The sequence below is a fragment of the Capnocytophaga ochracea DSM 7271 genome (assembly GCF_000023285.1).
GTDB lineage: Bacteria > Bacteroidota > Bacteroidia > Flavobacteriales > Flavobacteriaceae > Capnocytophaga > Capnocytophaga ochracea.
Genome location: NC_013162.1, coordinates 384386 through 397147 on the forward strand (window position 1 = coordinate 384386; position 12762 = coordinate 397147).

At 40.2% G+C, this 12762-nt stretch carries 12 protein-coding genes; 10 read left to right on the plus strand and 2 right to left on the minus strand.

Translation table 11 applies throughout. From position 1 onward, the window contains the following. Positions 1 to 67: 67 nt before the first annotated feature. Both COCH_RS01540 and COCH_RS01545 read left to right on the plus strand, forming a co-directional pair. The gene (locus tag COCH_RS01540; RefSeq protein ID WP_012797050.1) at positions 68 to 1390 is read left to right on the plus strand and encodes a lytic transglycosylase domain-containing protein; all 1323 of its coding nucleotides are present in this window, start codon (positions 68 to 70) and stop codon (positions 1388 to 1390) included. Positions 1391 to 1418: 28 nt separating this feature from the next. Beyond that, on the plus strand, positions 1419 to 2285 hold the full coding sequence (locus COCH_RS01545) for a geranylgeranylglycerol-phosphate geranylgeranyltransferase (RefSeq protein ID WP_012797051.1): 867 nt from the start codon (positions 1419 to 1421) through the stop codon (positions 2283 to 2285). Between the two features lie 174 nt (positions 2286 to 2459). Here the strand turns inward: COCH_RS01545 and COCH_RS01550 are convergent, their stop codons facing one another. Together COCH_RS01550 and COCH_RS01555 are read right to left on the minus strand one after the other, a co-directional pair. Beyond that, a complete protein-coding gene (locus COCH_RS01550; RefSeq protein ID WP_012797052.1) occupies positions 2460 to 4895 on the minus strand; it encodes a tetratricopeptide repeat protein in 2436 nt (811 codons plus the stop codon). Between the two features lie 76 nt (positions 4896 to 4971). After that, entirely contained in the window at positions 4972 to 5763 is a 792-nt protein-coding gene (locus COCH_RS01555; protein WP_002673370.1) for a DUF3108 domain-containing protein, read from the minus strand. Positions 5764 to 6056: 293 nt separating this feature from the next. Here COCH_RS01555 and pbpC point away from each other — a divergent pair, with 293 nt between their 5' ends. From pbpC to COCH_RS01595, 8 genes are all read left to right on the plus strand, one after another. Then, positions 6057 to 8435: a penicillin-binding protein 1C gene (gene pbpC, locus COCH_RS01560; RefSeq protein WP_012797053.1), complete on the plus strand. Its 2379-nt coding sequence runs from the start codon at positions 6057 to 6059 to the stop codon at positions 8433 to 8435. A gap of 690 nt (positions 8436 to 9125) precedes the next feature. Then, a complete protein-coding gene (ruvA, locus tag COCH_RS01565; RefSeq protein WP_012797054.1) occupies positions 9126 to 9710 on the plus strand; it encodes a Holliday junction branch migration protein RuvA in 585 nt (194 codons plus the stop codon). Positions 9711 to 9727: 17 nt separating this feature from the next. Further along, entirely contained in the window at positions 9728 to 9994 is a 267-nt protein-coding gene (locus tag COCH_RS01570; RefSeq protein ID WP_009410085.1) for a hypothetical protein, read from the plus strand. Continuing rightward, entirely contained in the window at positions 9991 to 10431 is a 441-nt protein-coding gene (locus COCH_RS01575; protein ID WP_012797055.1) for a PIN domain nuclease, read from the plus strand. The genes COCH_RS01570 and COCH_RS01575 overlap by 4 nt, the downstream gene beginning before the upstream one ends. Positions 10432 to 10512: 81 nt before the next feature. Next, positions 10513 to 11004: an LptE family protein gene (locus COCH_RS01580; RefSeq protein WP_009419020.1), complete on the plus strand. Its 492-nt coding sequence runs from the start codon at positions 10513 to 10515 to the stop codon at positions 11002 to 11004. 25 nt (positions 11005 to 11029) lie between these two features. After that, complete coding sequence (locus COCH_RS01585; protein ID WP_012797056.1) at positions 11030 to 11866, plus strand: hypothetical protein; 837 nt, start codon at positions 11030 to 11032, stop codon at positions 11864 to 11866. An 11-nt stretch (positions 11867 to 11877) separates the two neighbouring features. Then, entirely contained in the window at positions 11878 to 12255 is a 378-nt protein-coding gene (secG, locus tag COCH_RS01590; protein ID WP_012797057.1) for a preprotein translocase subunit SecG, read from the plus strand. A gap of 204 nt (positions 12256 to 12459) precedes the next feature. Beyond that, positions 12460 to 12738: a co-chaperone GroES gene (locus tag COCH_RS01595; RefSeq protein WP_002673428.1), complete on the plus strand. Its 279-nt coding sequence runs from the start codon at positions 12460 to 12462 to the stop codon at positions 12736 to 12738. The last annotated feature ends 24 nt before the right edge of the window (positions 12739 to 12762 follow it).

The window sequence follows — 12762 nt, forward strand, 5'->3', positions numbered from 1 at the left end:
GCATTTCAATATTTTTAATAACTTTGTCCCCTTGCTAAATCTAAGTTAAAAAACACTCAACAATAATATGACACTTAAAAAATATACATTGGGAACTCTTTTTTGTTTTTTAATCGGTAGTTTATCCGTTGAAGCACAGAGCTCGTTCTCCAAAGATACCATCAATCAAACTATTGCTAACAACAAACGCGAAGCTCTTCGCAAACTAAACGACAACCCTAAGGCAAGAAAATACGATGAAAAATGGCTAAAAGAACTCTCTAATTCCGATTTATTCGAGCAAATGAGTGAAGATATCGCTACTACCCCCACCGATGTAACCTACGACGAACTTCCCACTGAAGTCCTCAAAAAACGATTAGAGAAACTTAACCAGAAAACTCCTTTCAATGTAGAATATAATCCTATCTTGGAACAGGTAATCAAGTCGTTTCTCAAAAATCGCCGTTCTTCTTTAGAGCGCCTAATGACCCTTAGTGATTATTATTTCCCGATGTTTGAACAAGAGATGAGTAATCAAAAGATTCCTTTAGAGATGAAGTATTTAGCCATTATCGAGTCGGCTCTAAACCCTAAAGCTCGTTCGCGTGCAGGGGCTACAGGCTTATGGCAGTTTATGTACAGTACAGGTAAAGGTTATGGCTTAGAAGTAAATAATTATGTTGATGAGCGTAGCGACCCCATTCGCTCTACCAAAGCAGCTGCAAAATACCTAAATGAACTCTATAAAATATTTGGTGACTGGGATTTAACACTCGCCGCTTACAATTCAGGACCCGGTAATGTAACCAAAGCCATTCGCCGTTCCAATGGCAAGACTAACTATTGGAATTTGCGCCCTTATCTTCCCAGAGAAACCGCTGGATATGTACCGGCTTTCTTGGCAACTCTCTATATTTTTGAATATGCCAAAGAACACGGCTTCAAGCCTCAAAAGCGCGCTAATCACGTTTTTGAAACCGATACTATCCGCGTAAAGCAAGCTATATCTTTTAAAGACATTTCCGATATTACAGGTATGGACGTAAAAGATATTCAGTTTTTTAACCCTTCCTATCAATTAGATGTTGTCCCTTATGTTGAAGGTCGTAACTACGCCGTGCGCTTACCTATTTCCGAGATAGGTAAGTTTGTAGCCAACGAAGAGGCTATCTATGCTTATCTAAATGAAGAAAAAGCAAACCGTGAGCAACCTCTCCCTCAAGTGGTAAAAGGCGACCAATATGCAGGAGGCAGATCTTCTAAGAAAACAGTCTACACGGTAAAGAAAGGAGATAATTTAGGAAAGATTGCTACACGGCACGGAGTAACAGTTTCTAATCTCAAACGCTGGAACCGTATCAAGGGCAGTAATATTCGTGTAGGACAACGGCTCTCTATCTATAGGTAACGGCTAACAAGTACAAAACATACGCATAATGAGGAGAACTACCTTATTAAAGCTCATCGGAATTTTTTCGGTTGTACGAGGTTATAATATAATGATAGTATGCCTCGCCCAATATTTAGCTGCTATCTTTGTGCTTTCGCATAAACCTTGGCGTGAGGTAATTTTTGACGATTCTTTACTGATGCTTGTCATTGCAGGAGCCTTGGCTATCGCAGGAGGCTATATTATCAATGGTTTTTACGACAAAGAAAAAGACCTTATCAATAAGCCCAACAAAACAATGATAGACCATCTGGTAAGTCAAAATACTAAACTCACTCTTTACTTTTTGCTTAACTTCCTTTCAGTAATTGTAGCCAGTTATGTATCCTTCAGAGCAGTGATTTTCTTCTCAGGATATATTTTCACAATGTGGCTCTATTCTCACCGTATCAAGAAGTTATTATTTTTTGGCAACCTCACTTCGGCAGTACTGGCTATTATACCCTTCTTTGCCATCTTTGTATATTACCGCAACTTCGAGGCGATAATTTTCGTACACGCCCTACTCATCTTTCTGCTTATCCTTATCAAGGAGTTTATTAAAGATTTACAAAATATCAAAGGAGATTTGGCTCATAACTACGCTACTATACCCGTAGTATATGGAGAGTCCTTCTCCAAAAAGCTCATTACCCTAAGCGTCGTGTTGTGTGCCTTACCTATTTACGTATTGCTCAATTATTTTTCGATAGGAAATTTAACCTATTTTCTATGGTTTATGCTTATATATTTATGTATTTTTGTATGTCTTCTTTGGCGAAGTAAAGACCAAAAACATTATGCATTGCTCCACAATATGCTTAAATTGATATTAGTAGCAGGCATATTCAGCGTAGCACTTACTGTAAAATAATCTCAACTCAATGTAACGATTTATTAATATTCAAATACTTTTACGGTTACAGTACTTTACCAAAGTTTAGCCCTTTGGATATTACCTCTCTTACATCAAACTCTCGCTAAATAACAAAAAGAGCTGTCTTAATAAGACAGCTCTTTCCGCATTTATTATTTGAAAAAGGAGAGTTTACTTTTTAGCGGTAACTACTTTTAGCATATCGCAAGCTTTCTTCTCACCGTTATCGCAAGCTTGTTCAAACCAATCGGCAGCCCTACTATCCGATTGTTCTATGCCTTCACCGTGATAATAGCAATGCCCTAAACGGAATTGCGCAGGAGCATAATCCTTACGTGCAGATAATTTGTAGTAATTAGCGGCTTTCTCATACGAACGGTCTATACCATTCCCATTGTAATAACAGTTAGCTAAGTTGTATTGTCCTTGAGCGTAATCACGTTGTGCCGACTTTTGGAAGTTAGCCAATGCCTGACCAAAGTTTTGCTTCTCAAAATAATAAGAGCCTAACTCATTAAGCGCTTCCACATTGTTTTGTTCAGCTGCTTTAGCAAGCCAATGTACCCCCTTGGTTTCATCGAGGTGTTTCATAGGTGTTTTCGGAGCGTTTTGTGCTACAGCAGGTCGTGTACTTGCTCTCACAGCATATTGTTGTTTAGCTGGGGTAACATTCTTGCCTCCTCTTTGTCTGCGAAGTAACTCAGCACGTGCTTCGGCTTCAGGACTATTAGGCTCTATATTGTGTGATGAGGTAACAGCAACAGTAGGCGTAGCGGTAGCAGCTGGCTTTTTAGGGGTTGGCTTAGGAGCGGGAGTTGCCGGTTGTGGCTTCACATCGGGTACCATTGTCATATAGTATTTTCCTAAGCTGAATTGAGTAGAAGCATCTCCTTTCTTAGCCACTCTCTCTGCCCAATAAACTGCTTTCTCATCGTTCTTATCTGGATTCTTTACTTCAAAATAATACTCCATCAAACGTTTTTGTGCAGTGGTATTATCTTGTTGTTTGGCTAATTTTTCATAGAGTGGAAAGGCTTTATCATTTTGTTTATTTGTCCCTTTAGCATAGAAATAACCATCAGCTACTGCCAATATCACTTCCGGACTCTCTTTTGGGTCATTCTTTTCAACTATTTTATTAAGCCAATCAAAAGCGTATTTATTAGAAAGCCCAGCAGCTTTTACTGCCCACTTGCTGGCTTCTCTCATCGATTTCTTTACTCCTTTACCTTCGGCATAGCATTGTGAAAGATTGTATAACACATCGGCATACGCTTCTTCTTGCCCTTGGTAGAAGTAGTCTAACATTTCCTTTTGTGGAGTAGGTGTTTGTTTAGAAGCCTTAGTATAATATTCAAAGGCTCGTTCAAACGATTGATTGGTGTATTTCCCGTTGAAGTATAAATCACCTAATTTCTTAAGCGCTAAAAGATGATTAGCCGCAGCTGCTTTCTCGAGGTAGTCAAAGCCTTTTTTAACGTCTAACTGTCCCTCTTGCAAAAGCATATTTCCTAAGTTGTATTGCGCTGTTACATCACCTGCTTCAGCAGCTTTTTGGAAGAACTCTAAGGCTTGTGCGTTTGAGGGGTGTGCTCCTATCCCCACTGCATAACATACCCCTAAGTTATTTTGTGCTTTAGGAGTAGGATTGGTATTTACTGATTTGAGTATCCAACTGAAAGCATCTTTCGGGGAAGCATTGGTGCCTATACCATTGTAGAAGCAAAGTGCCAACTGTGCTTGCGCTGCTGCATTGCCTTTGTTAGCGGCTTGGGTATAGTAATTAATTGCTTTCTTGTAGTATTTCCCTATAAGCGGACTGTTGCCATAGAAGTAAAAGTTTCCTAATTGGTACATTGCTTCAGCATCGCCTCCTTTGGCTGCTTTTTCAAGCATTTCAATAGCTTTAGCTTCCGATTTTTCTACGCCTTTACCTTCTAAGTAAGCATCGGCAAGCATTCTTTGCGCTTCGGTATTGCCTTTATTTGCCACTTGGGTTAAACGCTTTATAGCTTCTGGGTTTGATGCATTGACTTCATATGTCCAAGAAGCTAATAGCAATTCCGCTTCCGAGTTACCGTTCTTTGAGGCTTGTTCTGCCCAATACTTAGCCTTATTCACATCTTTAGTAACCCCTTCTCCTGAGTGGTACGCCTTAGCAAGGTCTAACTGCACTTCAGGATTCTCTTTCTCAGCGTGCTTCTCTATAAGTGCGTAATACTTCTCTTTCGATTGCTCTACGCCTTTGCCATCGCGGTAGCATAGTGCCAACTCACGTTGCGCTTCGGGGTTGCCCGCATCGGCTACTTTGGTGAGCCATTCCACTCCTTTTTGTGGTGATTTTGATACGCCTTTACCGTTAAAATAGCATTGTGCCAACTGGTATTGTGCATTCAAATCGCCTGTCTCGGCTACTTTTTCAAGCCATACTACGGCTTCCTGATAAGAGCGTCTTACGCCCTTTCCTTTAAAATAAGCATCGGCTAATTCAGTTTGTGCTTGTACATCTCCCTTCTCGGCAAGTTTGATGAGTTTTTTTACATTCGCATCTTGCCCATACGATAACGTAACAAGAAAAACAGAGATTGCTAAAAACAAGTTTTTCATAGTATATTTGTTTATTTTTGATTACTTACGCTTTGAGGCGACAAATATACGTAAAAAAAATAAACTAACTACACAATTATTTCTTTTTTTTCAAATTTGTGTCATTTTTAAGATTATTAAAGCCATCAAGCTCAGCTACCAACGAACCTACACGCAACGAGGCTTTTAGCTTCACAGGCACTTTATTCTTGTCGTCGGTAATCCACATCGTGATGCTTTCTTCTTCCTTAAACACGCGCCCATCTTGTACTAACGGACAGAACTTTAAGGTATTAACCGTACCAAAATGTGTCTTTACTTTTTCGCGACCTAATAGTTTTAGTTTGAACTTGTATACCTCGTCATCATCAAAAATCATATCCATAGATATCTGCCCCCCTACTTTCATATTTTCGATATTAGGGTGATGACGAAGTGCGTAGAACGCTGATATTACATCTTGTAAACCTGGCTGAAAGTTTATTTCGGTAATATTACCGTTTTCTACATTATTTATTTTTACCTTATTGCTGGTATGATTAAAATACATTTTGAGGTATTTAGTGTATCCTCCTTCGTAAATATTTCTTATAAAAAGTCGTGGTTTGCCATCTGTTATGCCAAAATAACTCTCATAAGTATCATCTACTTTGAAAAATATACGTGCCAAACCAGTAGTGGCACCTTTACCCACTGCGTGAAACACCTTTTCGCCGTTATACATCTCCTCATTAACTGCCATTGTAGCAATGCTGGCGTTAAATACACCATATTTTACTTTAAAACGCAACCATTCTCCTCCTTTGAAAGGTAATTCAGCAGTTTGAGCCCCTACTATGGGGCTTACTAATAACGAAAAAAAGATAATAACAATACTTAAATGTTTCATATATTAACGTGTTAATCTGTCAATAAGACAATAAATTAATGTGCCAAAGAGCAATTAACGTGCCACTTTTCAACAGCCTTGTGACTTCCATCTCATTTTTTTATGTTACATTTGCCCGATTTTTTAGAGGTTATTCGTGTTATGATAGCGTTAATCAATAGTATTTCAATATATAACACTAATTATAAATCCCTTCGTGGATTGTCCCCTTTCGAGGGTTTGGGGGCTTCCGCGTAATCCGTGAGAGACTTTAAAAACTCTTTATCAAAGTCTCTTAGGCTTTTACAAAATCCGTGACGCAAAAACAATTGAAAAATAAAATTTTACATATCCTTTTCTTAACAAAGCAAAAACTCCGCCACCACCCTATCAAAACAGCGATAGCAGTGCTATGCTTTGTGTGGTATGCTTTCTGCCTGCCTCGTCAGCTCTTCCCACAACCTTATGCCACGGTGTTGGAAAGCAACGAGGGTAAATTACTTGGGGCTAAGATAGCAAACGACGGACAATGGCGCTTCCCCGAAGTAGACAGTGTGCCCTACCGCTTTAAAATGTCGGTATTGCAGTTCGAAGATGCTCATTTTTATTACCATTGGGGGGTAAATCCCATATCAGTAGCCAAGGCTCTCTATCGCAATGTGAGCAGTGGTAAAGTACAGCGCGGGGGCAGTACGCTCACCCAGCAGGTGATACGCATCGCTCGTGAGCACCAACAGCGCACTTATTTCGAAAAACTTATTGAAATGATATGGGCTACCCGTTTGGAATTCCGTTATTCTAAGGAGAGTATTCTCAAACTCTACGCCTCTCACGCGCCCTTTGGTGGCAACGTTGTGGGACTCGATATGGCAGCCTGGCGTTACTTTGGTGTCGCTCCTCATCAGCTCTCGTGGGCACAATCGGCTACATTGGCAGTCCTCCCTAATGCACCCAGCCTTATCTTTCCTGGTAAAAACCAAGAACGTCTCTTGCAGAAACGCAATGCGTTGCTTTACAAACTCCTCCTTAAAAATATCATCGATAAAGAAACATACGATTTGGCACTTTTAGAACCTCTTCCTGCTGAACCTCACCCTATTCCACAACTCGCGCCTCACCTACTTATTTTTGCTTCTAAAACCCAAGAAGGTGAGCGCATTAGCTCTACGGTGTCGTTAAACTTGCAAGAGAAGGTAAACAGCCTTATAGCAGGGTATTACACCCACTACTCGCAATCTGAAATCTATAATATGGCAGCTTTGGTGGTAGAGGTAAAAACACGAAAAGTGCTCGCCTACGTAGGCAATACCCCTACCGATACCGACCATCAAAAAGATGTGGATATCGTGCACGCACCTCGCAGTACGGGCAGTGTGCTCAAACCTTTTCTCTATGCAGCGATGTTGCACGAGGGAGAACTCCTTCCCACCCAGTTAGTACCCGATGTTCCTACTCAAATAGGAGGCTATTCACCTCAGAATTTTAGCAATAGTTTTGAAGGTGCTGTCTCTGCCGATATGGCTTTAGCCAAATCGCTAAACATTCCGTTTGTATGGCTCTTAAAGCAGTTTACTACCTATCGTTTCTACGATGTGTTACAACACTTGCAACTGAAAAACATCAACCGCCACCCCGACTATTATGGGCTTTCTATCATATTAGGAGGTGCCGAGAGCAATCTGTGGGATTTGGCACAGGCATATACCAATCTGGCTTCGGAAACGGAAGTCTTTGCGCGCACTCAGCACTATCGTACTAAGGAATTTCAGCACTTGCGTTATACCGATACTGCCCCTTTAGATTTCGGAAAAAACACTCGCGAACTACCTACACTCAGGGCAGGAGCGCTCTACAAGATGTTTAGTGCAATGAAGGAAGTGAACCGTCCTACTGATGATGTAGCGTGGCGTTATTACGAGTCGGCGCGCAAGATAGCGTGGAAAACGGGTACCAGCTTTGGCAATAAAGATGCGTGGGCAATTGGTGCTACGCCTGAATATGTGGTGGCTGTGTGGGTAGGTAATGCCACAGGCGAAGGGCGTCCCACCCTCACAGGGGCTACCTATGCCGCTCCAGTAATGTTCAGTATCTTCAACGCTCTCCCTCCTACTTCGTGGTTTTCACAGCCCTTAGACGACCTACGCGAGGTTTCCGTCTGTGCGAATTCTGGTTTCCTTGCTAAACCCGAATGCCCTAAGCAAACAGTACTCAGCAACATCGCTCCTAAGGAAGTGGGGCAATGTCCTTATCATAAGCTCGTACACCTCGACCGTGATGAGCAGTACCAAGTAAACACCTCGTGTGAGTCTCCACAAAATATTGTAAACAAAGCGTGGTTCGTATTACCTCCCGTAATGGAATGGTATTACAAACAGCAACACATTCACTACAAGCCGTTGCCCCCCTTACGTGAAGACTGCACACAAAGCAATCTGCAAAGAGGCTTAGATTTTGTTTACCCCAAACACCAAAGTGTACTCTACACCACTAAAACTTTTGGGGGCGAGCAACAACCCTTTACAGCGAAAGCTGCCAATCGCGAAGGCAAGGTTTTTTGGTATTTAGACGATACTTTTCTCGGCACCACCGAAACCTTTCACGAAATGAATATCTTTGCCCCCAAAGGTAATCACACCCTGCGTATCATCAACGAAAAAGGCGAAGAAAGAGCCATTACCATCATATGCCGATAACCCAATTTACCTATTTGCTAATTTGCTAATTTATCAATTTACCAATTTATATCCGTCTTCCGCTAATTGTCTGTTGTTCTAGGACCTTTGGCAAAGTTAAATATATTAAACCTTCCCGCCACTAATTTCCCCTTTGAAGATAACCAGCAACAGCTGAGTATGTGCACCGCGAGAGCGAAGTATATGAAAAGAGAATGTTTATACAACAATAATGACCGTCGCTTCTCCCCTATTGCCTAAGGCCTATGGCCTAGCACCTATTCCTTTTTCTTTCGCCTCGAAACCCTGTTTTTAACATTTTTTACACTGTTGTATCATATTATTAATCAACCTTTTATATACCCTTCCTATACCAATCGTCCAAGATTCGTATAAGCTTCCTATAAGCTCTCTATAAGCTACCCCCACCCTTCTTACACCCTTTTTTCTGTAAAAAACTTACCTCCCCTCTTCCGAACTTCTCCGTTTCCTTCCGAACCCCTCAACCCTCTACATTTGCTAATCTGCTAATTTAACAGCCCGTGTGGCTCACACTGCCTGTGTGGCTCGCACCTTTGGCAAAGTTAATCTCTTCTAGTTCAAGCTTGTAACTAGTACCCCATTTGCTAATTTGCTAATTCTCTCATTTTCTAATTTGCTAATTCTTTAATTATTTGTACTTTTGCACTACTCAATCGACAATTTGAACTAATGATTACACAATTACAAGGAAAACTCGTAGAAAAGAACTCTACTCACGTAGTAATCGACTGCCACGGGGTGGGCTATTTTGTAAATATCAGTCTGAATACTTATTCAGCGCTCCCCGAAGGAGAAGCCATTAAGCTATACACCTATTTGCAAATAAAAGAAGATGCCCATACACTCTATGGTTTCCTCACCAAAGCCGAACGCGAAGTGTTTGTATTGCTTCTTTCGGTATCGGGAGTAGGTGCTAGCACTGCCCGTACGATGCTCTCAGCACTTACCGCTGCACAAGTGCGCAATGCTATTATCAATGGCGATGTAGCTACCATTCAAGCAGTAAAAGGTATAGGTGCTAAAACAGCCCAACGCGTAGTACTCGACCTCAAAGACAAGATGCTCAAGCTTCAAGACTTTGAAGAGGTGCCAATGAACGCTGTAAGTACCCATAAAGAAGAAGCGCTTGCCGCCTTAGAAGTATTGGGCTTTATGCGCAAACAAGCCGAAAAAGTAGTCGATATCATTATCAAATCAAGCAGCGAAGAGCTTTCAGTAGAAGAAATTATCAAGCAAGCCCTCAAACGCTTGTAAATTTAACAGTAAAAACTATGAATACAACCATTCTCAAAGTAGACAATAGCAGTGAAATGGCTTTAGCTTTTTTAGAATATGTAAAGTCTTTGCCATTTGTAAAAGTAGAAGTGCCTAAGAGCAAGAAAGAAACATCAGCTTCCTCTATGGAAATATTAGAAGAAGATGAAGACGGTATTCCTATTGCACATCGCGATTTTATAATGGAACTATCACAAGATGTAAAAAAAGGTTTTGCCAAACGATATTTCAAGACTATGAAGAAAAAATATGCTGAAAAATGATAGTAATAACTGATAGCAATATATTTTTTAGCGCACTTATTTCTCCTGATGGAGTCGTAGCAAAAGTTCTTAACGAAAAGAAAAAGATACAATTCTTGGTGCCGGAATATTTATTAGATGAAGTAGAAGAACACTTGCCTCGACTCTCAAAGTTTTTGAATAAAACAAAGAAAGAGGTTAAAAAGGAGTTGGCTAATCTTTTAGAAGGGGTAAAAATCCTTTCAATGAAAAATATTTCAAAAGAGAATGACAAAAAAGCTCAGGAGATAGTAGCTGATATAGATATTGATGATGCTCCTTTTATAGCCTTTCATTTGCAATATAAACACAAAATATGGTCGGGTGATAAGCAACTCAGAAAAGGACTTACTGCAAAAGGGTATGGACATTTTTTTGTAACACTCGAAGAACTCAAACAAAGAATTTACAAAAAGTAACACTTTTTACCGCAATTTCGTCATCCGTAATTTGTCATTCGTAATTATTTTCGTATCTTTGCCCGCTAATTGATTGGTAAAATGAAATACATCTTATATATACTCTTGGCTTTCACTGCTATAAGTTGCGGTATCTACAACTTTACAGGAGGAAGTACAGGCGATGCAAAGACTTTTCAAGTAAACTTCTTTCGCAACGATGCTCCCTTGGTAGAACCTGGCCTCGACCGCGATTTTACCATCGCCCTACAAGATTTGATTAACAACCAAACCAACCTCAGCCTTACCGACCGCAATGGCGACCTTGTGTACGAAGGCGAAATCGTAGAGTTTAACATTACCCCTATGACGGCTACTGCAGGACAAACCGCTGCCCAAAACCGTGTAACCATAGGCGTAAATGTGCGCTTTACTAATCATAAAGAAGATAAAAAAGACTTTGAAAAACGCTTTTCTTTTTACTATGATTATCCTGCTGCTACACAATTCAACTCGGTAAAAGGCGAAGCTATCCCACAGATATTCGAGCGTATCACCCAAGATATTTTCAACGCCTCATTGGCAGATTGGTAGCAATCAGGTAAAGATAAAGGTAAGATTGACAGTAAAACAATTCATAGAGATTATTAGGCATCCCTACACTATTAACGATGATCAAGTATATGAACTCGACGAGATAGTGAAGGAATATCCTTATTTCCAAGCGGCAAGGGTGTTACAACTCAAAATATTGCATTCTGAAGGAAACTACAAGTACAACAAAGCCTTAAAACTCGCTGCGGTACACGTAACTGACCGCTCAGTATTGTTTGACTTTATTAATTCTAAAAGTATTATCCCTGATTTCTCAGCCCTGCGCCGTGATTTTGAACGTATTCGCAAAGCGAGAGAACGCAAAGAAGCCGAAGAAACTGAGAATACACCTCCTAAGGTAAGTTACATCGACCACGAACCGCGCTTGTATCGCCCTAATGTACCCGAATCTATTTTTGAAGAACCTATTTTCCCCGAAGATTTGGTAAATCACCAAGAGTTAGCCGATGCTTTTGAACCTAAAAAAGAAGAAAAACCTAAAACTGATACCGACAATATCTCTCAATGGTTAGAAAACATCTCCGATGACCATACCGAAGTATCTTATAAAGACGACAAGGTAGCCGAAAAGTTCAAACTCATTGATAAGTTTTTGGAAAACAATCCTAAGATTGAAGCCTCCAAAGACTATGTATCCAACGTAAATTTAGCCGATGATGTAAACTCAGACCCTAAACAATTAATGACCGAAACATTGGCACAAGTATATGTAAATCAGCGCAAATTTAAGCAAGCTATACAAGCGTATGAAATATTAATTTTGAAAAATCCAGAAAAAAGTGCTTACTTTGCAGCCCAAATAGAAAATATCAAAAAACTACAACAAAATAATTTATTTTAATTTATAGAGAAATGACTACATTCAACATCTTTTTAGTGCTTATCGTGGTAGTATGTTTGCTACTCGCTTTAGTAATTATGGTACAAAATCCTAAAGGAGGCGGACTCTCTTCTACTTTCGGTGGCAATACACAAGTAGTAGGTGGTGTGAAAAAAACAGGCGACTTCCTCGAACGCAGTACTTGGACGTTTGCTACTGCTTTAGGAGTGCTTATTCTTATCGCCAACACCTTACTACAAAGCAATACCGGTGTAAATGCCGATTCTAAACTGCTCGATGGCAATACACCTGCTGCCCCTATAGAAAACCCTCTTAACCAACAAGCACCTGCCAACAATGCTACCCAAATGCCTGCTACTCCTGCCACATCTTCTAATACAGGTAACTAAACTGACAAAAAGTCAGTTTTTACAGATTGGCATACTTTCTGAAATATCCTCTTCGATTTTTTATAAAAGGAATTAAAATACTTGAATGAAAAGGTTAGATAACATCCCCACATCCCCCTTTTCGAAGGGGGCGCGGGGGATGTAATTTCCTAACACCTAATTCCTTTTTTCTAAGCAAACAAATAACTAAAAACTAAACAAATAATGGCAAAATTGAATATTAAACCTTTAGCTGATAGAGTAGTGATTGAGCCCGCAGTGGCCGAAACTACTACCGCATCAGGTATTATCATCCCTGATACTGCAAAAGAAAAACCTCAAAAAGGTACGGTTGTAGCCGTTGGAGCAGGTACTAAAGATAACCCTGTAACCCTAAAAGTAGGCGATACAGTACTCTATGGCAAATATGCCGGTACTGAACTAAAATTAGAAGGTAAAGACTACCTTATTATGCGTGAAAACGACGTATTAGCAGTTATCTAAACATAAAAACTAAAAACTAAAGAA